The organism is Streptomyces bungoensis (assembly GCF_001514215.1).
Classification (GTDB): domain Bacteria; phylum Actinomycetota; class Actinomycetes; order Streptomycetales; family Streptomycetaceae; genus Streptomyces; species Streptomyces bungoensis.
On sequence record NZ_KQ948863.1, the window covers coordinates 110776 to 132492 of the forward strand.

A 21717-nucleotide genomic window follows, 5' to 3' on the forward strand; every position below is an offset into this window, starting at 1 on the left:
ATGACGCGACCTGGTGTGCGATCTGACGCCGCGGCACCTTGAGTTCGATGACTCACGCCGCGTCAGACACCGGGTTCTGCCTGCCCCGGAAGGCGGGGTGGTTGCCCAGGCGTCGTACGTAGTCCCGGAGCCGGGGCCGCGCGTTGAGAGCATCGGCCGGCCCGAGATGGACAAGCGCCACCCACAGGTCCACGTCCGCGGCCGTCAGTTCCTCGCCCAGCGCATAGGGGTGCCCGGCGAGCCGACGCTCCAGCAGATCCAGTGCCGACGATCGTCTTGAGGGCTCGGCGCCCGCGGTGAGGTCCCGCTCCACCAGCTCACCGAGAGCGTCGATGTCCGTGGCGCAGGCCGGCGGCCGCTGCACGGCGGGGCGTGCTGCGTCGTGTCCGGACAGCAGGCCGGCGAGGTCGCGGAGGATGTCGGGGGTGTGGTTGCTGACGATGCGCCCGCTCCATCTGTCGCGCAGCGCGGGGGCCGTCAGGGGTCCGTCGTAGTGGTGCACCGTGGCCTCGTACGCGCGGCGCAGTGCGGCGAAGGCGTCCGGGGTCTCGGCGGGGTGTGCCAGGAAGGTGGTGGCGACCGAGTCCGTCAGACCGAGCAGGCCGAGGGTGATCGAGATGCGCAGCGAGCACGGACAACTCGCCGACAGGAACAACTCGTAACGATGCGGTGCCGGGTAGAAGCCGCCGGCCAGACCGGCACCGATACGGCTGTGGAAGCGGTGGGGGAGGGGGGACGGTACGGCTGCTGTCCGGGGCATGACTCTCCCATGGGGAACGAGGAGGCCACCGCTGACCTATGGGCGCCAGCGGCCGAACGCGGAGCGACTGCGCTTGCGGCAACGGTCCGGATCGAACGGACCGCTGGCAGGTCTCCAGGAACAGGGCGTGTACCGCACGGAGTACGGGGGCCCGACCCTGCGCGACCACCTCGGCCTGACGCGTCCCGACGCATCGCGCGACGAGCGTGTGGCGTCATGAAGCTCCTCGCGATCACTCTGGTCCTGCACGCTCCCGACCCGGTGACGGGCATACACCAGACCACTCGCGATCGGTTCCGCGAGGCGCTCGACAACGCGCTGCTCGCCGAAAAGGTGGGTTTCGAGCGATGCGGGCACACCGTGCTGCATCCGCACGCCGACGCCGGGGGACCGACCGAGCACCGGCACCGCGCCTCCCTCGAGCTCTGGCGGTCCGCCATCGCCCCGGCGCTGCGCCGCGACATCCCCGATCCCCCCCTTTCCCCGGGGTCCCGTCCTGGAGAGGTCCGTCCCCGCCCCCGTGTCCGTCCCCGCCGACCGCTGAGGAGGCCTCACCCATGTCCCACATCCCCCTCGGCGTCCTGGACCTGGTGCCGATCTCGTCCGGCTCCGCCGCCACCGACGCGCTGCGCAACTCCATCGACCTGGCCCGGCAGGCCGAGAGGTTCGGGTACGCCCGTTACTGGTTCGCCGAACACCACCTCAATCCGGGCGTAGCCGGCACCTCGCCCGCTGTCCTTCTCGCCCTGACCGCCTCCGCGACCTCGACCATCCGGCTCGGCTCCGGTGCCCTGCAACTGGGACACCGAACCGCCCTGTCCGCGGTGGAGGAGTTCGGCCTGATCGACGGACTGCACCCCGGACGCCTCGACCTGGGACTCGGCCGCTCCGGCGGACGCCCGCCCGCAGGAGCCGCCACCCCGCCGCCCACCGCGACACCGGTGGTCGACGGCCGCGTTCCGAACGGTCTGCGCATCCCGCCCCGGTTCTCCTTCGCGCACCTGCTCGGCTCCCCGCGCGTCGCCCTCCAGCGCGAGCTGCTGCAGCAGCCGCACGCCCAGTCGCAGGCCTATGGCGAGCAGATCGACGACATCCTGGCACTGCTGGCGGGCACCTATCGATCCGCTGACGGCGTCGAGGCCCACGTCGTGCCGGGAGAGGGGGCCGACGTGGAGATCTGGATCCTGGGCAGCAGCGGTGGCGAGAGCGCCGAGGTCGCCGGCCGCAACGGTCTGCGCTTCGCGGCGAACTACCACGTCAGCCCGGCCACGGTACTGGAGGCAACGGAGGGCTACCGCGCCGCCTTCCAGCCCTCCGACGTCCTGGACAGGCCGTACGTCAGCGTCTCCGCCGACGTCGTGGTCGCCGAGGACGACGAGACCGTCCGCGAACTCGCCACCGGCTACGGCCCCTGGGTCCGCAGCATCCGTACCGCCGAGGGCGCGATCCAGTTCCCCACACCCGACGAGGCCCGCGCCCACGCATGGTCCGACGCGGACCGGGCCCTGGTCCAGGACCGCCTCGACACCCAGTTCGTCGGCTCCCCGGACAGGGTCGCCGACCAGTTGGCCCAGCTCCAGGAGGCCACCGGCGCCGACGAACTGCTGATCACCACCATCACCCACGGCCACGCGGACCGCGTACGGTCCTACGAACTGCAGGCCGAGGAGTGGCGCAAGAGGTAGGGCGGAGGACGGGAAGGCCGCGGGTGCGACACCGCGCCGGAAGCCCGGCGCCCCTTCCCGCACCACCTCGCCTCCGCCGTTCGCGAACCGGCGCGTGGCGGCAGACGCGGCGGACGACGCACCTCCGCTCGTCGGGCGGCTTCGCTGGTGGCACTGTGGAACCTGTGAACAAGGAGGACGGCTCCGCCGGCATGTGGCGGCTACGGCGGTCCAGCCGTGCGTTGCTGCTGATTCCGATCGTGCTCATCGTGGTGATCACGCTGGTGGACCAGCTGGTCCCGGAGGACATTCATCTCGGTCCGCTCCTCGTGATCGCCCCCGCCATCACCGCCTCGTTCACGGGTCCTCGGCTCACCGGCCTGATCGGCTCGCTGGCCGTGGCGGCGCAGGCATACATCGGCTGGCACTTCGGTGTCCTCTTCTCACGCAACGTGCTGGTCCAGATCCTGGCCCTGGCGGTGCTCTCGGTCCTGTGCGTGTTCTTCTGCATGGTGCGTGAGCGACGCCAGCGCCAGCTGGCCCAGGTGCGGTCGGTGGCGGAGGCCGCGCAGCACGGCCTGCTGTGGCCGCTGCCGGAACGCATGGGGACCTTGCAGATCGCCTGCCTGTACATGGCCGCCGAGGACGAAGCGAAGATCGGCGGCGATCTGTACGCGGCCACCCGCATCACGGGCGGCGTGCGCATCATGATCGGAGACGTGAGAGGCAAAGGGCTGTCCGCCATCGGCGAGGCCGCACTACTCCTGGGGGCCTTCCGCGAAGCCGCCCACCGGCACACCTCCCTTCCCGACCTGACCGCCGCCCTGGACCACAGCGTGACCCGCTACCTCGCCGACTTCGAGCCGACCGCGGAAGCCGGCGAGCGCTTCGCGACCGCCTTGCTGCTGGAACTTCCGGACGACGACCACAGCGTCCGGATGATCAGCTGCGGCCATCCCCCTCCTCTGCTCCTCAGTCCGGACGGCGCTCTCTCGGTCCCCGGCCTGCACCCCGCACCACCGCTGGGAGCCACCGAAACGGGACCGGACGCCTACACCATCGACACGGCTCCCTTCGAGCCGGGCGACACCCTGCTGCTCTACACGGACGGCGTCATCGAGGCCCGCGACCGCGAGGGCCGCTTCTATCCCCTGGAAACGCGGGTCGCCCACTGGAACACGACCGGCCCCGAATCGCTGCTCCACCACGTCCACCGAGATCTTCTCGCCCACACGCGCGGACGCCTCAACGACGACGCCGCCCTCGTCGCCCTCCACCGCCACCCCGACAGCCACGGACACCGCCGTCACGGCCGCGTCATGCACTCGAGCGGAGCAGGGAGAAGTGGCGCGGGGAGAAGATGAGTACGGCGACTCGGGACGGATGGACGCTGCACCTCCGACCCTGTGGATCAACATGGCCGAAGCCCTGGAGACCGCTGGCGCCGAACCGGTCATCATGGCCACCGCACGTGGCCGGAACGCGCGCCGGCCGGACCGAGTCGGCGACCACGCACGCATACGCCGGAAGACAGCGCGTAGCGCTCGCGCGGCCAGCATGTCGGCGGTGTTTTGCGAAGGGTTTGATTCCGGTAACCGACGCCATACCCCTGAATTTCCCTGAAGATTCTTTATGATTGATCAAGAGTCGGCCGGGCCTGGAATACCTCATTCGACGATAAATCCGCTGCTCACACCCCGTACACACTGGTCACGCGGAGATCGCCGACTGGCGTGTGTGCGGTATTGCGGCAAGCCGGAAGGCTCGCTACAGTGGGCGCACTCCATGGCGAGGAGCGCTGAATTCTCCCCCGCAGAGGCCGGGGATCGATGTGGGAGGGTCCGCCATGAGAACATTTCCAAGTGTCTCACAAGTTAATTCTTCCGACTGATGGTCGGGGCGGCATCGGGTGAATTATCTCCGTCTTCCACCTTCCTTCAGAAGCGGGACTTTCGATTATTCTGGACAGCCGGCGCGATAGACGGGCTCGGCACTCATGCGTCCGTCCTCGTTTTGCCCCTGGTACTGCTAGGGGCTGGATATTCGCCGGGCCTCGTGGGAATGCTCGCATCCATAGCGACGGTGAGCGGCCTGGCGGCCTCCCCGTTCGCGGGCGTCCTCGCGGACAGATGGCCTCGCAAACCCATGATGATCTGCTCCGCGCTCGTGGCGGCTGCCGCCATGGGAACGGTGTTCGCCGCGGTGGCGTGGGGCAGGACCGCCTTCGCCCACCTGCTCGCCGCCGCCCTCGTGGAGCAGGTGGCGAGCACGTGCTACACGGCCGCCGCCCAGGGCACGATCCGCAGGCTCGTCCCTCCATCCGACTACCCTCGCGCGATCGGCAGCCTCCAGGCGCGTGACCAGGCCACCCAGATCGTCGGACCCACCCTCGGCGGCGTCCTGTACCAGGTGGCCAGATGGGTGCCGTTCCTCGCCGATGCCCTCTCCTTCCTCCTCACCGCTGCCCTCGTCCGGGCTGTGCGCGCCGAACTGACGCCCGAACGGGACGGCCCCGCCGCCTCGTTCGTCTCCGATCTGGCCCAGGGCGTGCGGTTCGTTTGGACCGACGGATTCCTGCGCTTCGTCCTGCTGTGGGCCGCGGGACTCAACGCCGTGCTCGGCGCCCTCTACTACCAAGCCGTCTTCAGCGCGCAGGGCCGCGGTGCCAGCGCCTCGTCGATCGGCCTGATCCTCACCATCTCCGGCATCGGCGGACTCGTCGGCGCGCTCACCGCACCCTGGCTGGTGCGACGCCTGCCAAGCGCGCTGATCGTCGCGGCAGCTTCGTGGGCCATGGTGCCGGCCGCCGCCGGGCTCGCGTTCACCACCAGGACCTGGGCCTACGGGCTGCTGCTGGGGGCCGTCTCGTTCATCGCGCAGTCCGTCGTCATCGTCCTGCACGCGCGCGCCGTCCTCGTGGTGCCCGACACCCTGCAGGCCCGCGTCGGCACCGTGCTGGGCACGGCCGGTGAGGGCCTGGCGGCCTTCGCACCCGTCGCGGCCGGGGTCCTCGTCTCCGCGTACGGTGGCCGGACGGTGGGGCTGACCTGCGCGGGCGCCCTCGGCCTGCTGGCGCTGTACGCGACACTCCGCGTGAACCACCTGCGCGGCGGCGGTCCTGAGCCGGATGAAGAGCGGGAACCACATCACCTCCGCGAGTCCGTGTCCGCACCCGACGGGGGCCCGCGGTGACCGGGCGGGGCTACGGCGTGTACCGGCCGGTACTGCCGGCGGTCTGCCCGACCGACCCCGACCTGATGGCCTACGCGGGCGATGCCGACGGCCGTTGCGAGATCTTCGCCTGGGACCGGGCCACCGCTGCCCCCCGCCAGGTGACCGACCGCTCTCACGGCACTCTGCTGTACGCCCTCGACGGTGACGCAGCCGTCTGGTGGTTCGACGAGGACCGCCGCGGCCACGGGCACTGGCGGGTCCAGGACTTCAGGGGTGGGCCGCACTCCCCGGCCTTCCCCGGCGCCGCCCCCGGGCGACCGCGCGGCCTGGCCATGACCGACGGGGGCATGGTGGCCGCCGGGCTCGGAGACCCGGAGGGACTCCGTGTACACCTGGGCCGGCGCGGCGGCCCCGACACCGTGGTGCTGCGGGCCGACCCGCACGCAAGGCTGTGTGACCTGGCCCCCCGCGGTGACCTCCTGGCGGTCTCCGGTCCCGCCTACTCCGCCCGGGCGGTCACCCTCGCCACCCCCGACGGCACCACGGTCGTCACCCTGTCGGGTACCGCCGGCCGCATCTGGGCCCTCGGCTTCCGCCCCGGCTCCGCCGAACCCCTGCTGCTGGTCATGTGCGAGCGGGACGGCCGCTACCGCCTCGGCACCTGGCGACGGCCGGACGGGGTCGAGCTGTATCCCTGGTGCTCGTTCGACACGGAGACCACCGCCCGCTGGTACCCGGACGGCGACCGCATCCTGCTCCGCCAGGACCGCCACGGCCGCAGCCGCCTGTTCACCGCCGATCCGGCACGGCGCACCGTCACGGCACTGCCCGTCCCCGCCGGCAGCATCCTCGACGCCGCCCCTCGTGCCGGCGGCGACGTGCACTACATCTGGACCGACGCGGTCACCCCGCCGCGCACCCTGTCGCTGTCGGGGGCGCGACTGCCGGGTCAGGACGGCTGGCGGCTCCCGACCTTCGGCCGCCACCGGGACCTGTGGACGCCGGGGCCCGACGGCCCCGTGCACACCCTGGTCACCGTCCCCTCCGACCGGCCGCAGCCCTGCCCGCTGGTGTTCCTCGTCCACGGCGGCCCCGCCGACCACGACCGTGACGCCTACGACCCCATGGTCCAGTCCCTCGTCGGGTCCGGTTTCGCCGTGGCCAGGGTCAACTACCGCGGTTCAACGGGCTACGGCCCGGCCTGGCGTGCCGCCTACACGGAGGGAGTCGGCCATACGCAGGTAGCCGATCTGGTGCGGGTCCGCGCCGAGCTGCTGCGCCGCGGAGTCGGCCGCGAGGGCGCGGTCGGCCTGTGCGGAACCTCGTGGGGCGGCTACCTCGTCCTCCTCGCCCTCGGGACACACCCGGAGCTGTGGAACGCCGGGGTCGCCGTCAAGCCGGTGGCCGACTGCGCGACGTCCTTCCGGCACTCCACCCCGGCCCTACAGGCCCTGGACACCGCCCTGTTCGGCGGCACCCCCGACCAGGTTCCCGAGCGCTACGCACGCGCATCGCCCGCCACCTTCGCGGGCACGGTCCGCTCCCCACTGCTCATCGTCGCCGCGCGCAACGACGCCAAGTGCCCGCCCGAGCAGATCGAGGTGTACCTCGCCGCATTGCGCGCGGGCGCGATCCGGCACGAGACGGTCTGGCTGGACTCGGGACACGACGGCTACGACGGCGCCGAGCACGTGGCCGTCATGGAACGGTCCCTGCGATTCCTCGGCCGGAGCCTGGCAGGCACGCCGGCCCGGGACGCACCGGCCCCAGACGTCCCGGCTCCGCAATGAGCCGGGATGAACAGCACCATGACCCAGCCACAGATCCGATCGACAGAAAGGGGGTGTGTGTCATGCAGAAGGACATATTCCACGACGACCCGCTTGAGGACGCCGACGAGAACCGTGCCGTCGGAGTCGGCGTAGTCATCAGATTCCGCAACGCCGAAGAGCAGGACCACGAAGAGCAGTAGCAGTACCGGGGGCCGGCCCGCGCTTCGACGGCGGGCCGGCCCCCGCCCGGCCGTACGATCCCCGACCCATGAAAAGAGGCAAGCCGTGCGCGTACTCTTGGTGAACATGCCCTGGGCGCCGATCGATCTCCCGTCGCTGGCCCTCGGAATTCTCAAGCGCAGCGTCGACGAACACGTTCCCGGCGGCCGGGCCGAAATCATGCACGCCAACATCGATTTCGTGGACTGGGTGACGGAGCGTACCGATTTCTCTCTCGGGGACTACAGTTACTACTCCCTCGCCTCCTATTTCCTCGGCTGCGGCGACTGGGTCTTCTCATCAGCCCTTTACGACGACCCGCAGTGGAGGGCCGCGGAATTCTCCGACGCCATGAACGACCGGCTGTCCGGCAAACGGATGGCGATGACGATGGAACTGCACACGGCCGCCCCCGACTTCGTCCGGCACATCGCCGAACGCATCGTCACGCTCGAACCCGATGTCGTCGGATTCACCTCCACCTTCCAGCAGAACACCGCCGCGCTGGCCGCCGCCAAGCACGTCAAACGGCTCGCCCCGGGGATCGTGACCGTCATGGGAGGCGCCAACTGCGACGGCAAACAGGGCGAGGCCGTGCACCGGAACTTCCCGTTCGTCGACCATGTCGTGCGCGGTGAGGGCGAGGAGTCCTTCCCCGCCCTGCTCAGGGCCCTTGAGGGGGACGGGGATCTCGCCGACGTCCCCGGACTGTGCCGGCGCGATGCGGGCGGCGGGTCCACGACGAACGCCATGAGTACCAAGCCGCTGCCGCCCGCCGCGATCCTGTCACCCGACTACACCGGGTACTTCGAGCGGCTCTCGGCCTCCGCCGCCCGGTCGTGGGTCGAACCGAAACTCGTCGTCGAGGGAGCCCGCGGGTGCTGGTGGGGTGAGAAGCACCACTGCACGTTCTGCGGTCTGAACGGCTCGTTCATGCAGTTCAGGAGCAAGAACCCCAGCGCGTTCTTCGATGAGATCGTCGAACTCGCCCGCAGGCACCGGATTCTGGACATGTACGTCGTCGACAACATCCTCGACATGGGTTACGTCTCCTCGCTCCTGCCGAGGATCATCGAGAGCGGTCTCGATCTCCGGATGCACTACGAGATCAAGTCGAACATGCGCAGCGGCCAGCTGCAGACCCTGGCCGACGCAGGTCTGATCTACGTGCAGCCGGGCATCGAAAGCCTCAGCAGCAGGGTTCTCGGCCTGATGGACAAGGGCGTCACCGGATGCCAGAACGTGCGGATGATGCGGGACGGCGCGGCCGCCGGGTTGTCGGTGGTCTGGAACTACCTCCACGGCTTTCCGGGGGAGGCCGCCGAGGACTACGACGAGGTGACGGTCCAGCTTCCGGCTCTGGAGCACCTCCATCCGCCGGTGGAGGAATCGGCCAGGATCGCCATCGAACGCTTCAGCCCCTACTTCAACAATCCCGGACTCGGCTTCTCGGATCTACGGCCGGCCGAACCGTACCGGCTCACCTACGACCTGCCGGAATCAGAGATGTTCGATCTCGCCTATGTGTTCGACGTACCGCCACGAGGTGTCGGCGAAGACGTCGTGGGACGGCTCAACGCGGCGATCAGGCAGTGGAAGCTGTCCTACCCCGGCAGCCGTCTCACCTACTGCGACCTGGGGGACCGGTTCGTCCTTGTCAGCACCCGGCGCGCCTTCGAGTGGCACGTGCTGGAACTGACCGAGCCCGTCGAAGTCGCCCTGTTCCGGCTGCTCGACCAGCCCCACTCGGTGGCTGCGGCCGTACGCAAGCTCCGGCCGGAGCACGCCGATGCGGCCGGTGACAGCGAGCTGAGGGAGATCCTCCGGCGCTGGCGGGAGCTGGGGCTGATCTTCGAGAACGGGGGCCACGTCGTGCAGGTGGCGGTGCCCGCGGTCAACGAGGAGCTGCTCAGGATGCACTCCCTCCGGCAGCCCACCGCGCACGAACTGGCCGCAGCGCCCGCCTGAGTCCCGCGCGGGCGCGGATACCGTCCGCACCGCACCGACAGTTCCGGCCCACCTGGTCGTTCGAGCCGCAGAAGGAGAGACGACGATGACCGCGGTACCCGCTCCCACCCTGCCCTACGCGTTCACGGTGACCGCTTGGCGTGACCACGACGAAGCCGCGAACGAACTTCCAGGCATGCGCCTGGACCCCCAGGACATCGACGGCAGAGGCGATGACGCCGCTCGACGGCTCTTCGAAGCCGGCGCCCGCCGAGTCGTCCTGCCCCGCCCCGTGGACCTGACCGACGAGACCGACGCCGCCTGGGCGGTACGCGCGCTGAGCTTCGTCGGAGACCTCACCAGCTTGGCGATCGCGGTCGACTGGCAGGTGCGCTTCGCGGCCGGCTCCGATGCCTGGATCCCGCTGAGCCATCTCCACCCCCCGAAGGCGGTCCTTGGGGTGCCGGACCCGGACGGGACGCTACGGCGTTGGCGAGACGGCTACTACATCTGCAAGTGCATCTACCGGCAGGGGCCCGGATTCGTCCAGGTCCGCGACCGGCGCCGCGGCGAACTACGCCGGTTCACCATCGACGAGCCCGAATACCGGGCGGCGATCGAGCTGCTCGCCGACGGAGCCCCGGCCGTCGACGTACCCACCGCGATCACGGACGACTTCCTCCAGGAGGAACTGGCCGCGAGGATCGGAGAGTTCCTCTGGTGGATGCCGTACCGCGTGCGCAGGTGGTCGCAGGCCCCGAGGGTGATCTAGGCACTGTCTCTCAGATCCGGTCATGAGGTCGCCGAGAGCATTGCCCAGCGCAAGGGCCCCGAGGCCGCCCATCAGCGCAGCGGCACAGTCACGTGTGGGACGTCGGCGGGGGAGAGGCCAGGGCGGGTACGGTGCCGGCGTGCGGGGGGTCGCGGAGCATCGCGAAGAGGACGTCGGCCCGGCGTCGTGCGAGGCAGACCAGGGCCAGGGTGTGGAGGCTCGCCCTGCGTGGGCGGCGAGGAGGTGCTGCAGGCCGTCGGGCGTGGGGTGGCCGACCTGTTCAGTCAACTGCCAGCTGTTCTTGCGAGCCACTGGAGCGAGTAGCCCCGCGTACGCCGTCACGCATACGTCGGCGGAGCTCGACCCGGCCGAAGCGGTGCGGCACCGGCCGCCCCGTCCGCGCTCTCATCGGCTCGCGCCCCGCCTGCGGAGTTGCCGCCCCTCGTGGACAGACGCACCCTGGGAAGGGAGCCCGAACCGGCGGGCCCGTGCGAGCCGCCGCTGTCCGGAGCGACCAGCGTCGGCACAGCGAAACACGTCGCCAACGACACAGAAGTGACGATCGCCATGGGGAACTCTGATCGTTTCTCGTTCACCTTGCACAACACCACCACGGCCGTCAGTGATATCGACGCGTCCGCCGACTAGTGGTGCCAGGTCCTCGGGCTCGATGACGCGCTCGACGCCGACGTGGCCCTTCTCGCAGGGGCCCGGCTTCAAGCTGGAACTGCTTCGGACTCCCGACGGCGTCCGGCCGGCCGATCTTGCCGATGGATCTGGGGGACGGCAGTGTCTCCACCGCCGTTCGCAACAACGACGGCAACTTCATCACGTCTTCCAGGAATGCGCGCGCGAATCCGGTCGGCTGACCTCCGCACCGTGGACCCCCCGCGGGCCCGTGCGGGCCGCGGGTGACCGGCTCCGGTCTGCTGCCCGCCAACCGGCAGGGCACGAGGCGAACGGCACCTCGCGGCGGCACCGCGAGGTGCCCGCCGAAGACTCCACTCACCGCCCGCGCGAGGAACGAAGCGTGGGAGGGACCGAACCAACCGCCCGGAAGGGACACCCCATGAGCACGGTCACCACCGCGGACGGCACGAGCATCTTCTACGTCGACTGGGGACCGAGGGACGCGACACCGCTCGTCTTCCACCACGGCTGGCCCCTGAGCTACGTGGACTGGGACAACCAGCTGCTGTACTTCCTCTCCAAGGGCTACCGGGTGATCGCGCACGACCGTCGTGGCCACGGGCGCTCCAGCCAGCCCTCGTCGGGCCACGAGATGGACACCTACGCCGCGGACGTGGCCGCCATGACCGACGCGCTCGAACTGCACGACGCCGTCCATGTCGGACACTCCACCGGAGGCGGTGAAGTGGTCCGCTACGTGGCGCGTGCCGAGCCCGGTCGCGTCTCCAAGGCGGTGATCGTGTCGGCGGTGCCGCCCGTCATGGTCAAGAAGGAGAGCAACCCCGAGGGGACCCCGATCGAGGCGTTCGACGACCTGCGCGCCGGACTCGCCGCCAACCGCGCCCAGTTCTACATCGACGTGGCGTCCGGGCCCTTCTACGGCTACAACCGGCCCGGCGCGGAGGTGAAGCAGGGGCTCATCGACCGGTGGTGGGCGCAGGGGATGATGGGCGCCGTGAACGCGCACTATGAGTGCATCAAGGCGTTCTCCGAGACGGACTTCACCGAGGACCTGGAGAAGATCGATGTCCCGGTGCTCGTCATGCACGGCACCGACGACCAGGTCGTCCCCTATGCGGACGCGGGACCGAAGAGCGCTGAGATCCTGCGGCACGCGACCTTGAAGACCTACGAGGGGTACCCGCACGGGATGCTGTCCGTCTACCCGGATGTCCTCAACCCCGTGATCCTCGAGTTCCTCGAGGCATAGCCGGCCGGTGGCCGCGGCGAGCAGGCCGTGCGGCCGCGTCGTCGCTCAATGCTCCTCGGGTGGCGGTCTCGGCCTCTGCCCGTCCCGCGACCCCGCCGGCACCGGCGGCGCTCGCGCCGTCCGTTCGGATCTGGAGTAGACGCTCATGGAACAGCTCGAAGACAGGGCGGCCGTCGTGACCGGCGGCACCAGCGGGATCGGGCTGGCTACGGCCGAGCGGTTCGCTGTCGAAGGCGCGTACGTGTTCATCACGGGCCGCCGTCAGGACGCACTGGACGACGGGGTCGGCGAGATCGGGCCCAATGCCACCGGGATCCGCGGAGACGTCTCCGACCCGGCTGACCTCGACCGCCTGTGCGCGAGTGTCGCCGGGCGGGACGTGTTTTTCGCGAACGCGCTGGGCGGCGAGTCCGCCATCCGGGAACCGGGCCCGGACAGCGGTGACCTGCCGTGAGTGCCGGCGACGGAGGTGTCCGCCCGGTAGGTGGCGGACCGGCCGGGCAGACGGTCGTGGTGGTGGGCGGCAGTTCGGGAATCGGTCTGGAAACCGCGCGGCAGGTGGTCGCGGCCGGCGGCGATGTGATCCTCGCGGCCCGGAACACCGAACGTCTGAGGCAGGCGGCGCACGAGCTGAAGCCACTGAGTACAGCCGCGTTCGACGCCCAGGACACCGAGCGTCTGGAGCGCTTCCTCCAGGAGTTGCCCGGGCAGGTCGACCACGTGATCCTCACGGCCGGCAGCCCGTCCTACACGCCCCTGGACGAGATCGACCTGGCCGAGGCGGGCCGTGAGTTCGGTGTGCGTATCGCGATGATGCTGGCGGTGGCGCGGGCGAGCCGGGAGAAGGTCAGGGCCGGAGGAACGCTGCTGTTCATCGGTGGTACCGGCGGCAGACGGCCGGCGCCCGGGATGGCCGTGACGGGTGCGCTGACCGCGGTGCTGCCGGCCCTGACCGCCAACCTGGCACTGGAAGTCGCCCCGGTCCGGGTCAATCTCATCGCGGCCGGATTCGTGGACACGCCGCTGTCGGCCTCCCTGCTGGGCGACCGACTCGAGGCACGGCGCGAGCAGTTGAGGAGGACGCTTCCCATCGGCAGGGTGGTCGGTCCCGCGGACGTCGCCGCCCTGGCGCTGCACATCATGGCCAACGGCGCCCTCACGGGTGCCACCTACGACATCGACGGCGGCCAGCAGCTCCTGGCACGCTGACCCCGGGCAGCCCCCTCGACACAGGAGACCACCCACGATGGACATGAAACTCGAGGTCGTTGTAGTGCCGGTGTCCGACGTCGACCGGGACAAGGACTTCTATACCGAGCTGGGCTGGCGGCTCGACGCGGACATCGCCCCCGACGGCGACTTCCGCGTGGTGCAGGTGACTCCTCCGGGTTCGCCGGCGTCGGTCATCTTCGGCACGTCCGTGACGGTGCAGGCACCGGGTTCGGCTCAGGGTCTGCACCTGGTCGTCGACGACATCGAGGCCGCTCGGGAGGAGTTGAAGCGGCGCGGTGCCAACCCCAGCGAGGTGTTCCACGACGCCGGCGGCGTCTTCCACCACGGCGGTACCGGGGCCCGGGTGCCCGGACCCGATCCGCTACGCAGCAGCTACGGCTCCTTCCTGTCGTTCAGCGATCCGGACGGCAACGGCTGGCTTCTGCAGGAAATCACCACCAGGCTTCCCGGGCGGCTGGATCCCGCCGTCACCGCGTTCGCCTCGGCCGAGGACCTGGCCGGCGCCCTGCGGCGTGCCGCGGCGGCGCACGGCGAGCACGAGGCGCGCCTCGGCGCCAGGGACGACGACTGGCCGGACTGGTACGCGCAGCACATGGTCAGCGAACAGGCAGGAACGCAGCCACCTGCTTGAGCCGGCACGGAGCGGGATCCTGCGAGTCGCGACAAGTCCTGCGGCGTCCGGCGGTCGTACCGTCGAATCCGTACCCGGAGCAAACGCCCACTGCCGGCGTCGACACGACCACGGCGACTTGCACAGTGCCGCCCAGCGCCACCTGCTCAACCGTTTCCTCGGACAGCTTCACCACTGTCTCCTGGCCCGGCAGCCGTTCGACGAGCAACGTGCCTTGCCGCCACTCCTTTCAGAACCTGCGTGACCCGCGAACCCGCCTGACTTCGTCAACGAGAACAACGGCACTTCGACAGATCCACGCTGTCGAGCGCGAACTCAGTCAGAGGGCGTGACCGGGGCCCGCAGGCCGAGCCACTGATCGGCGTCCCAGGCGCGGAACCGCTCCACTTCGGTGAACCCCAGCTTTGCCGCGAGGCGCATCGAACGGACGTTGGCGGTCTGGGTGGCGAGCACAACCGGCTCACCCGGAAGGACGTCTTCGAGCCAGTCCAGTGCCGCCGTGCACGCCTCGGCGGCATACCCGAATCCCCACGCCCGCGGCAGGAACAGGTAGCCGAGGTCGACCTTCCCCACGGCAGCGGGGCAAAGGTGTTTCGTTGCTCTCCTGAGCAGGATCTGACCGATCATCGCCCCGTCGAGATCGACGACGAAACTCCCGGGCCGCCGCCCGGGCACCTCGGGCATCTCGCGTTCAAGCTCGTCACGCGGGCGGGGGCCGCCGAGGTAGGTGTGCACCTCCGACGAGGCGTGCAGCTCGATGAACGCCGCACGGTCCCGGGCCTCGGGCTCACGCAACACGAGCCTCTCGGTCTTGATCGGTGCGGGCGGCCACGCAACCGGTCCGAGATCATTCATGTCGGCCAGCCAATCAGCGGCCTCGGTAGCGATCAAGACTCGCGGTCCCTCTTGACTTCTTGTCACCCCAAGATGACTTGTCAGCAACCGTCTTGGCCGTCGATCAGGCCGCGGACAACGGGGTGTGTGATTCAGGGCGCGCCGTCGCGTGGCGCGGTGCACCGGCCGGTGATGGTGCGCATCGAGGGCCTGGTCGACACCGACGGTCTCCAACTGGCGACGGCGGTTTCGGGTTCTCCTGATGTCGGCCCAGCCGGACTGCGGCAGCTCCCTACCCCCTCCTCAGGGTGGCCGGGGCGTGCGGCGGAGCCCCGCAGTCCTGAGGACGGTCAGTGGTGGCTGTCACCATGCCTTGTCGCAGCGATGGTGCTTGCTACGAGGGGGGAAGGCAGCCATGCCTTGGGTACGGCCGTAGGCGTGCTCTGACGGAACACAGGTTCGCGGGCATGCGCGGTGCGCTCCGGGCCCGAGACGGGAAAAGACGATCTTCGCCCTGTTCGCCTTGGCCGTTCTCGGCCTCGGCGATGGTCATGCTTCAGCGGACGGGACGGGCGGCAAGACGGTGCCTGGGCGGCGGTCGACGTCCGCTACCCGATCCGGTTCGATGTGACCCCGACGTGGAGGCGGGGCCCAGCCGACGCCCACGATGTCCTACCCGATCAAGCTCCCGTCCCGGCAGGGGACCCGGTGACGCGGCGGCCGCCGGCACGGCGGCTGAGCGCCCGGTCCCGGGGTGGGAAAGCGCAAGGGGCAGGCTGTTCCGGACCGCCCGGGCCGGGAGCGAGGACGGGCGGGTGTGCGGCGTCGGCGCGGGGCGGGCGACGGTGCCGGCGGAGACGGGGACACCCGGGTGCAGTGCAGCAATGTGTCGCTGAGCTGGGCGTTCAGCGGGCTCAGGCGCGGCGAGCCATTAACACGGACCACCTCACTGGGCCCGCAGCGACGCGCCGAAGCCGATAGGCGCGCCCACGTCTAAGATCCACCTGAATGTACTAATAGTACTTCAATATGCTTTTGAAGGAGGCTTCGTGATGATTTGTCAGGTGTTGTGAACGTGCCGTAAATACCCTGATCGGAGCCCCGGGCTGACATCCCGGCGGGACCGATATGACCGTTCTGGGTATGTTCGTGGCGAGCCGACTGACGGGTCGGCACTCCCGAACAGGAGATAGCGAAATGCAGCTTCGTTCCACCGTGGTCACCGCCGCCGTTTCGGCCGCCGCCGCTCTCGCCGCGACCGGCATCACCTACGCCTCGGCCGCCTCCGCCTCCGCTCCCGCGCCGGAGCAGGCCGCGGCCACTGCTGCCCCCCACGGCGGTAGCAACAACAACAACAGCAAGGGCAACGAGGGCAACAACAGCAAGGGCAACGAGGGCAACGACGACAACGACTACAACGACAACAACGGGCACCGGGGAGAGGACGAGGGCCGTATCCAGATCAACGAGCGGTCGTACTCCACCCACCCCGGCGACTGCATCACCGTGGTCAGCGGCCTCGGCGCGAAGAGCCTGAACATCCGCAACGACAGCCGCAAGACCGTCGAGGTCTTCCGCGGGGCCGTCTGCGACAACGGCGCCCCCGTCGCCACCGTCGGCCCCCACTCCTCCAGCGACGGCGTGCGCCCGGGATGCGTCGAGGGCATCGACATCGACAAGGGTGTCGTGGCCAGCTTCCGGGTGATCAAGCGCCACCACGAGGACTGAGCGGCCTACCGCACACCGTGGAACCCCGGCCCGCCGGAATCGGGCCGGGGTTCCAGTTTGGACCATTCTCCAACAGCCACCTGCCCGCAGCATCCGAAAAATCCGTGAGGCCGCGCCCCCGCCGGCCGGCCCACCTGCGGATTCCCGTCTGCCGGTGCGCGCCCCCACACCGCCGCTCCGGGCTGTCCGCCTGGTGTTCCCCCGACCCGCGAACGGGTGAGGAGTGACATGAGCATCCGTCTCGTGGAAGACGTCAGCGACCACACCTATCTCGTGGATGGCCTCGCCATCAAGCTGACCCCGGCTTCACCGTGGCTCGGACACCAGGTCCGCTGGGACATGAGCGGCCACCTCAAAGAATCCGTCGACCTGACCCGCGCCACCTGCAACGTGATCATGAAATTCGGGCCGGTGAAGATGCTCGACAAGACCTACACGCTGCCCGACCTGCTCAAGAGGCTGGGCGCGAGGCTGTCGGGTGACCACTCGCCGCCCCCGGGGCCGTGGCGGCAGACGTGGAACCTCCGCCTTCCCGAGACGGTACCGGTCGCGGAACACCGCATCCTGCTGCGCGCCCGGACCGGCAGCGGAAAGAACCTCCTCGCACTGGACATCGCCCTGAACTTCAGCCACCGCTTCCGTCCGCCCATCACGAGCGGCCGAGCAGGCTCACGCATCCCCGACACCGCAGACTGCCGCTGACCGGGTTCCTGCAGGACAACGTGCCAGCCCCGACCGCAGTCGGTGCAGGCGGAAGTTACCCGAACACACTGGCTCGCCCCGCCGGCTTGGGCAGGAAGAAAGGGGATACCCCCCGCATGTCGGACGACACCGTGACAGCGCCCGGGGCCAATTGGGTAGCCAGATGGGCAGGAGCACTGCTGTGTCTCATGGTGGCCGGAATCCATGTCCTGGACCAAGGTGGCATCACCACCACGAGGGACCCCTATTACATCGGCATCGTCTACCACGTCCTCGAGATCGCGGCCGTGGTCGCCGCCGTGCTGCTCCTTGCCGGTCGTGTCCGAGCGGGGTGGCTGCTGGCAGCAGGGGTGGCCGCCGGGCCCGTACTGGGTTACGTCCTCTCCCGAGGACCGGGCCTGCCTGACTACAGGGACGACGTCGGCAATTGGACCGAGCCGCTCGGACTGGTCAGCCTGGCCGTCGAAGGCGCCCTGCTCCTCCTGGCCGTGCCGCTTCTCGCCCGCAACCTGCGCTGCAGGCCCCGGTAACGCGCTGCTCGGGACTGTCGTGTCCGGCGACCGACGTCCGACGACGTCCACCACCAGGCAGTGTCCTGTCGATCTCGGCTGTCAGCGGTCACAGTCCGGTGAAGCTTACATTCTCCGTCATGTCCGCCCGCCCGGTACGTAGCGTTGGCACGCCTTCCTTCCCAGATCCCACCGAGATGCCGCAGAAGAGCACGAGCCCGTCATCGGCTCCGGCTACCTGGCTGACAGTCTTGCGGTACATGGTCCACATCACCTGGGAGCAGCTGTGCAGTCCTTGCGCCCGCCTTCTGCTGGCCCTGATCCTCTTCGGTGCGGGTTTCGCGCTGAAGGCGCTGTGGTGGATCGCGGTGATCGTGCTCGTCGTGTGGTTGCTGGGCTTCGTCGTCCGTACGGCGGACAGCGGCGGCCGCTGGTACCGCTGGTAGCCGATGGACGGCAGGCGCGATGAGCGCGCCACGCGACAGGTGAGTGGGGCCCGGCCGGATACTCCTTGGGGTGTCTGCGGGCAGTGCGTGAGCGGCCGTGCTGCGCGACTCGAAGCGGAGTGCTGGGGCACCGCCCCGAGGTCAGGGCTGATTGTCCGGTGGGGTGTCAGACTTCGGGTCGGGCGCGGCGTGTGATTGGGGGAGGGGAACCGGGGTTGGGTTTGGAGATGGAGAGCCGTCCGTCGGATCTGGGCTACATCGAGCGGGTGTGGCGCAGCCGCAGCGAAGGCGTCAGCGAGATGACGTCGGTCGCGACGTCGCACTGGGAGCTGGTGTTCTGGGAACGCCGAGGCGAGGCGCGGGCGGCGGTGCTGGGCCCGGAGGCGCAGGCGTCTCGCGCCCCGGTTCCCGGGGATGCTGTCTTCTTCGGGATCAGTTTCGCGTTGGGCACCTCGATGCCGCACATCCCGGTCAGCCGGCTGGTGGGCGGCAACGCGGCGATCCCCGATGTGACGCGGCGTTCGCTGTGGCTGAAGGGGACGGCCTGGCACGTTCCCGGCTTCGACAACGCAGAGGCGTTCGTGCTGCGGATGGTGCGCGAAGGAATCGTGGACCTGGATCCGACTGTAGCCGCGGTGCTCGGCGGCGCGGCCCCGGATGTTTCCGATCGCACCCTGCAGCGGCGCTTCGTCGCGGCGACCGGCCAGACCCAGGGCGCCATCCGGCAGATCCACCGGGCACGCCAGGCGGCGGTGCTGATCCAGGAGGGGATGCCGGCCCCGGAGGTCGTGCACCGGCTGGGGTACTTCGACCAGCCGCACCTGGCACGTTCCCTGAAACGGTACGTGGGGCGGACCGCCACGCAGCTGAGTTCACCGAACGCGGCGGAGCCGCTGTCGCTTCTGTACAAGACCTGCCCCTGGGTGCCTGCCTAGTGTTTCTGCCGTAGTCGACGGGCCGGCCAGCCTGGCCGCAGGTGGCCGAGCCCTGGATTCATCGTGGAGGAATCATGCGCAAGGTTGTTTCGGGTCTTTTCCTATCGCTCGACGGTGTCGTCGAGGCGCCCAACGAGTGGCAGTTCGAGTTCGACGAGGAAATGGGCGCCACGCTGGCCGGCACGCTGGAGAGCGCCGACACGATCCTGCTGGGTGGGAAGACGTTCACCGAGTGGGCCGGATACTGGCCGACGGTGACCAGCGGTGAGGACGCCGGTTTCGCGAAGTGGATCAACGAGTCACCCAAGTACGTCATCTCCTCGACGCTGTCCGGCGTCGACGACTGGGCGAACAGCACGCTGATCAAGGGCGACCTGGCAACTGCGGTCAACGAGCTCAAGGCGGGCGAGGGCAAGGACATCACCGTCGCGGGCAGCCCGACACTGGTGCGCTCGCTGCTGGAACTGGACCTGCTGGACGAGCTCGTGCTGCTGATCCACCCGGTGGTGGCCGGCGAGGGCCGCAAGAAGCTGTTCGCCGATGACGCCGCGCTGAAGAAGCTGCGGCTGGTGAGCGCCCGGCCGACCAGCAGCGGAGTGATCATCGCGACCTACCACCCCGCACGCTGAGTCGGCGGCCTCACCGGGCGCGCTGGACGGCGACCACTCGCACGTCCTCGGTCTCCGGCACCCCGAAGAGCTCCACAAGGACGCGGTCGCGGGAGCCGATGACCTGCAGGAGCGAATGGCGCCCATGAAGCGGGCTCGGTGGGGGTGAGGCCTGCGGGCTTCTTCGGTATCGGAGGCTGACCGGGTCGTAAGCATTCCTCCTCAGCAGCAGCCAGGTGACGAGCTCGTCCCCGGGTGGGGACGGCGGCTGACCAAGGGACCACCTCCGGCCCCAGGCGATAACCCTTGCCGTCCAGGCGGTCACGGTCACCGGTGAGGAACCGGACGCAGGGCGGCCATGGACGGCGCCGGTCCCCGGCCACTACCCGGCCCGCTACTTCGCCGCCACCGAAGTTGCCCACCTCGCCGACGGTCTCGCCTGGCCCGGCCCCCATCACCGCGACTACTGGAACGCCCGGATCGCCCGCGACGATCGGACGCGCTGTTGTTCACCACGACGGCGGGCAAGCCGCTGCGCTACAACCATTGGCGCAAGTCGTACTTCGACTCAGCCGTCTCGGCGGCCGGTCTCGCCGACGTGACCCCGCACGACCTCCGGGCCCCTCACGGAACGTGGGTCGCCGACAGGTACGGCGTCATGACCGCCGCGCACCGGCTCGGCACTCGAACGCGAGCGTGACGACTCGGCCCTACGCCCAGCCGGTCGCCGGTCGCGATGACCAGGTGGCCGAAGCGTCGGATGTCTGGTTCAAAGCGCACGACGACGATGGCGACGGCTCCACCGGTGGGCCTGCCCACGCGTGATCTACGACAAGCCGAGGCTCAGGTCATGTGGCGACTCTCGATCCCCCGAGGCAACGTCCTCTGATCAGGAAAGACTGTTCAGGGGCGTTGCCTTGTCGTCCATTGGAAGGTGGTCTGACTGCTGTGTCGACGGACGCGTGGCGGGCAGGGGTGCCCGGCGGCGTGTCGTGGGCCGACCCCCGGTGGCACCCGACCGGATCAGCCCCCGTAGCCGACGGCTAGCGGTGTCCGCAGGTTGTCCGCCGAGGACATGGCCTCGACGATGGCGGTGGGAAGCGGCCTGCAACCGAGTGTGCCGAGCACAAAGTCCGCCGTGACCGACCAGACGTCCACTGAGCGACGGAGCAGTGTGTGGCTTCCACCCACCACCTCGAACCGGCATACGTCCGTGACTTGCCTGGCCCGTTCCGCGTACGCCAGGGACATCGTGGGGGTTGCCTCACTTCGGTCCCGGTCGCCGTGCAGAATCAGCACCTTCCGGCCGGCCAGCTGCTCCACCGAATCGGAGCCCGGCAACCACGGCGCGACCCCGGCGACGGAGACCACATTGGCGTGACCTGCCGCCCAGAACGCCGCCCGGCCGCCGAGGGAATTGCCCACCAGCGTCACCGGGACGTCCCCGTAACGCCTGGCGAGTTCACCGAGCGCCCACTCGGTATCGACCGCAGTACTCGCCTCCTCGCCGTTCCAGCCGCGGTAGCGGTAACGGAGCAGGTGTACGGCGACGCCGCCGTCGGCCCCGCCCTCCGCGATCCGGGCGGCAGGGGCCTTGAGCCCCCACGGCGCCAACTTCATCGGGCCACGATGACTCTTGACCGAGCCACCGGGCAGGAGGAGTGCCACCGCGCGGACGTCCTTGGTGCCTTGATGCGGCGTCAACTCGCAGGAGCGCGATTCCTTGTTCTTCATTTCCACCTTCGCTCGCTCGTCCGGCGGATGATAAAGGCATCCGATCGCTGGTCTCGGTGGTTCAGGCAACTGCGTCGGCCGGCATCTGGAGCAACGGCAACGTCCGACTCAGTGGGGCTTCCTCACGCCCGAAGGGCACGTTGTTACGG

General features: G+C 69.5%; 20 protein-coding genes and 4 pseudogenes. 19 read left to right on the forward strand and 5 right to left on the reverse strand.

Annotation, left to right across the window (positions count from 1 at the left end; all coding sequences use genetic code 11):
* Nucleotides 1-52 precede the first annotated feature (52 nt).
* The gene (locus tag AQJ66_RS24165; protein ID WP_079060383.1) at nucleotides 53-760 is read right to left on the reverse strand and encodes a glutathione S-transferase C-terminal domain-containing protein; all 708 of its coding nucleotides are present in this window, start codon (nucleotides 758-760) and stop codon (nucleotides 53-55) included.
* Between the two features lie 557 nt (nucleotides 761-1317).
* Between AQJ66_RS24165 and AQJ66_RS24170 the strand changes: the two genes are divergently transcribed.
* The 6 genes from AQJ66_RS24170 (at nucleotide 1318) to AQJ66_RS24195 (ending at nucleotide 10308) form a co-directional block, all read left to right on the forward strand.
* Nucleotides 1318-2445: an LLM class flavin-dependent oxidoreductase gene (locus AQJ66_RS24170; protein ID WP_061926193.1), complete on the forward strand. Its 1128-nt coding sequence runs from the start codon at nucleotides 1318-1320 to the stop codon at nucleotides 2443-2445.
* Between the two features lie 191 nt (nucleotides 2446-2636).
* Nucleotides 2637-3788, forward strand: coding sequence for a PP2C family protein-serine/threonine phosphatase (locus tag AQJ66_RS24175; RefSeq protein ID WP_061926364.1), 1152 nt, complete (start codon nucleotides 2637-2639; stop codon nucleotides 3786-3788).
* A 526-nt stretch (nucleotides 3789-4314) separates the two neighbouring features.
* The gene (locus AQJ66_RS24180) at nucleotides 4315-5616 is read left to right on the forward strand and encodes an MFS transporter (RefSeq protein WP_079060384.1); all 1302 of its coding nucleotides are present in this window, start codon (nucleotides 4315-4317) and stop codon (nucleotides 5614-5616) included.
* Nucleotides 5613-7388, forward strand: coding sequence for an alpha/beta hydrolase family protein (locus AQJ66_RS24185; protein ID WP_061926198.1), 1776 nt, complete (start codon nucleotides 5613-5615; stop codon nucleotides 7386-7388). Before AQJ66_RS24180 ends, AQJ66_RS24185 begins: the two co-directional genes overlap by 4 nt.
* Nucleotides 7389-7655: 267 nt before the next feature.
* Nucleotides 7656-9557 carry a RiPP maturation radical SAM C-methyltransferase gene (locus AQJ66_RS24190; RefSeq protein ID WP_061926199.1) on the forward strand — a complete coding sequence of 634 codons (1902 nt, stop codon included), beginning with the start codon at nucleotides 7656-7658 and terminating at the stop codon, nucleotides 9555-9557.
* A gap of 85 nt (nucleotides 9558-9642) precedes the next feature.
* Nucleotides 9643-10308 (forward strand): DUF5825 family protein, encoded by a 666-nt coding sequence (locus tag AQJ66_RS24195; protein ID WP_061926201.1) that lies wholly within the window; start codon nucleotides 9643-9645, stop codon nucleotides 10306-10308.
* Between the two features lie 234 nt (nucleotides 10309-10542).
* On the opposite strand, the pseudogene AQJ66_RS40170 reads toward AQJ66_RS24195, so the two are convergent.
* A pseudogene (locus tag AQJ66_RS40170) lies at nucleotides 10543-10717 on the reverse strand (IS701-like element ISCARN75 family transposase); the annotation flags it as partial.
* A gap of 35 nt (nucleotides 10718-10752) precedes the next feature.
* Between AQJ66_RS40170 and AQJ66_RS38980 the strand changes: the two are divergent.
* From AQJ66_RS38980 to AQJ66_RS37560, 6 genes and pseudogenes are all read left to right on the forward strand, one after another.
* The gene (locus AQJ66_RS38980; protein WP_159052611.1) at nucleotides 10753-10956 is read left to right on the forward strand and encodes a hypothetical protein; all 204 of its coding nucleotides are present in this window, start codon (nucleotides 10753-10755) and stop codon (nucleotides 10954-10956) included.
* A 421-nt stretch (nucleotides 10957-11377) separates the two neighbouring features.
* Nucleotides 11378-12208 carry an alpha/beta fold hydrolase gene (locus AQJ66_RS24200; RefSeq protein ID WP_061926203.1) on the forward strand — a complete coding sequence of 277 codons (831 nt, stop codon included), beginning with the start codon at nucleotides 11378-11380 and terminating at the stop codon, nucleotides 12206-12208.
* 145 nt (nucleotides 12209-12353) lie between these two features.
* Nucleotides 12354-12662: an SDR family NAD(P)-dependent oxidoreductase gene (locus AQJ66_RS24205; RefSeq protein WP_079060385.1), complete on the forward strand. Its 309-nt coding sequence runs from the start codon at nucleotides 12354-12356 to the stop codon at nucleotides 12660-12662.
* Nucleotides 12659-13417: an SDR family oxidoreductase gene (locus AQJ66_RS24210; protein WP_061926206.1), complete on the forward strand. Its 759-nt coding sequence runs from the start codon at nucleotides 12659-12661 to the stop codon at nucleotides 13415-13417. Before AQJ66_RS24205 ends, AQJ66_RS24210 begins: the two co-directional genes overlap by 4 nt.
* Nucleotides 13418-13454: 37 nt before the next feature.
* Entirely contained in the window at nucleotides 13455-14072 is a 618-nt protein-coding gene (locus tag AQJ66_RS24215) for a VOC family protein (protein WP_061926207.1), read from the forward strand.
* Nucleotides 14073-14133: 61 nt separating this feature from the next.
* Nucleotides 14134-14316, forward strand: a pseudogene (locus tag AQJ66_RS37560) (IS110 family transposase); the annotation flags it as partial.
* 71 nt (nucleotides 14317-14387) lie between these two features.
* On the opposite strand, the gene AQJ66_RS24220 reads toward AQJ66_RS37560, so the two are convergent.
* Nucleotides 14388-14927, reverse strand: a complete 540-nt coding sequence (locus AQJ66_RS24220; protein ID WP_061926367.1) for a GNAT family N-acetyltransferase — start codon at nucleotides 14925-14927, stop codon at nucleotides 14388-14390.
* A 1176-nt stretch (nucleotides 14928-16103) separates the two neighbouring features.
* Here AQJ66_RS24220 and AQJ66_RS24225 point away from each other — a divergent pair.
* The 3 genes from AQJ66_RS24225 (at nucleotide 16104) to AQJ66_RS24235 (ending at nucleotide 17866) form a co-directional block, all read left to right on the forward strand.
* Complete coding sequence (locus tag AQJ66_RS24225; protein ID WP_061926209.1) at nucleotides 16104-16634, forward strand: hypothetical protein; 531 nt, start codon at nucleotides 16104-16106, stop codon at nucleotides 16632-16634.
* A 243-nt stretch (nucleotides 16635-16877) separates the two neighbouring features.
* Nucleotides 16878-17336, forward strand: coding sequence for a hypothetical protein (locus tag AQJ66_RS24230; protein WP_244162908.1), 459 nt, complete (start codon nucleotides 16878-16880; stop codon nucleotides 17334-17336).
* 188 nt (nucleotides 17337-17524) lie between these two features.
* Complete coding sequence (locus tag AQJ66_RS24235) at nucleotides 17525-17866, forward strand: hypothetical protein (RefSeq protein WP_244162909.1); 342 nt, start codon at nucleotides 17525-17527, stop codon at nucleotides 17864-17866.
* A gap of 88 nt (nucleotides 17867-17954) precedes the next feature.
* Here the strand turns inward: AQJ66_RS24235 and AQJ66_RS40175 are convergent.
* A pseudogene (locus AQJ66_RS40175) lies at nucleotides 17955-18149 on the reverse strand (nitroreductase family protein); the annotation flags it as partial.
* On the opposite strand from AQJ66_RS40175, the gene AQJ66_RS24240 reads away from it, so the two are divergent.
* The 4 genes and pseudogenes from AQJ66_RS24240 to AQJ66_RS41130 form a co-directional block, all read left to right on the forward strand.
* Nucleotides 18106-18291, forward strand: coding sequence for a DUF5670 family protein (locus tag AQJ66_RS24240; RefSeq protein WP_061926369.1), 186 nt, complete (start codon nucleotides 18106-18108; stop codon nucleotides 18289-18291). The pseudogene AQJ66_RS40175 and the gene AQJ66_RS24240 sit on opposite strands and share 44 nt — an antisense overlap.
* A 227-nt stretch (nucleotides 18292-18518) precedes the next feature.
* A complete protein-coding gene (locus tag AQJ66_RS24245) occupies nucleotides 18519-19226 on the forward strand; it encodes a helix-turn-helix transcriptional regulator (RefSeq protein ID WP_208611438.1) in 708 nt (235 codons plus the stop codon).
* A 74-nt stretch (nucleotides 19227-19300) separates the two neighbouring features.
* Entirely contained in the window at nucleotides 19301-19855 is a 555-nt protein-coding gene (locus AQJ66_RS24250) for a dihydrofolate reductase family protein (RefSeq protein ID WP_061926217.1), read from the forward strand.
* A 463-nt stretch (nucleotides 19856-20318) separates the two neighbouring features.
* Nucleotides 20319-20659: pseudogene (locus AQJ66_RS41130) on the forward strand (tyrosine-type recombinase/integrase); the annotation flags it as partial.
* Nucleotides 20660-20857: 198 nt separating this feature from the next.
* Here AQJ66_RS41130 and AQJ66_RS38425 read toward each other — a convergent pair.
* Nucleotides 20858-21568, reverse strand: coding sequence for an alpha/beta fold hydrolase (locus AQJ66_RS38425; RefSeq protein ID WP_061926223.1), 711 nt, complete (start codon nucleotides 21566-21568; stop codon nucleotides 20858-20860).
* Nucleotides 21569-21717 lie beyond the last annotated feature (149 nt).

Excerpts from the sequence above, each read along its gene's own strand:
- AQJ66_RS24245 (WP_208611438.1), top strand. The coding sequence starts at position 18,519 with ATGGAGAGCCGTCCGTCGGATCTGGGCTACATCGAGCGGGTGTGGCGC.
- AQJ66_RS24200 (WP_061926203.1), top strand. The coding sequence starts at position 11,378 with ATGAGCACGGTCACCACCGCGGACGGCACGAGCATCTTCTACGTCGAC.
- AQJ66_RS24195 (WP_061926201.1), top strand. The coding sequence starts at position 9,643 with ATGACCGCGGTACCCGCTCCCACCCTGCCCTACGCGTTCACGGTGACC.
- AQJ66_RS24205 (WP_079060385.1), top strand. The coding sequence starts at position 12,354 with ATGGAACAGCTCGAAGACAGGGCGGCCGTCGTGACCGGCGGCACCAGC.
- AQJ66_RS24235 (WP_244162909.1), top strand. The coding sequence starts at position 17,525 with ATGGTGGCCGGAATCCATGTCCTGGACCAAGGTGGCATCACCACCACG.
- AQJ66_RS24225 (WP_061926209.1), top strand. The coding sequence starts at position 16,104 with ATGCAGCTTCGTTCCACCGTGGTCACCGCCGCCGTTTCGGCCGCCGCC.
- AQJ66_RS24165 (WP_079060383.1), bottom strand. The coding sequence starts at position 760 with ATGCCCCGGACAGCAGCCGTACCGTCCCCCCTCCCCCACCGCTTCCAC.
- AQJ66_RS24170 (WP_061926193.1), top strand. The coding sequence starts at position 1,318 with ATGTCCCACATCCCCCTCGGCGTCCTGGACCTGGTGCCGATCTCGTCC.
- AQJ66_RS24250 (WP_061926217.1), top strand. The coding sequence starts at position 19,301 with ATGCGCAAGGTTGTTTCGGGTCTTTTCCTATCGCTCGACGGTGTCGTC.
- AQJ66_RS38425 (WP_061926223.1), bottom strand. The coding sequence starts at position 21,568 with ATGAAGAACAAGGAATCGCGCTCCTGCGAGTTGACGCCGCATCAAGGC.
- AQJ66_RS24180 (WP_079060384.1), top strand. The coding sequence starts at position 4,315 with ATGGTCGGGGCGGCATCGGGTGAATTATCTCCGTCTTCCACCTTCCTT.
- AQJ66_RS24240 (WP_061926369.1), top strand. The coding sequence starts at position 18,106 with ATGGTCCACATCACCTGGGAGCAGCTGTGCAGTCCTTGCGCCCGCCTT.
- AQJ66_RS24175 (WP_061926364.1), top strand. The coding sequence starts at position 2,637 with ATGTGGCGGCTACGGCGGTCCAGCCGTGCGTTGCTGCTGATTCCGATC.
- AQJ66_RS24215 (WP_061926207.1), top strand. The coding sequence starts at position 13,455 with ATGGACATGAAACTCGAGGTCGTTGTAGTGCCGGTGTCCGACGTCGAC.
- AQJ66_RS24220 (WP_061926367.1), bottom strand. The coding sequence starts at position 14,927 with ATGAATGATCTCGGACCGGTTGCGTGGCCGCCCGCACCGATCAAGACC.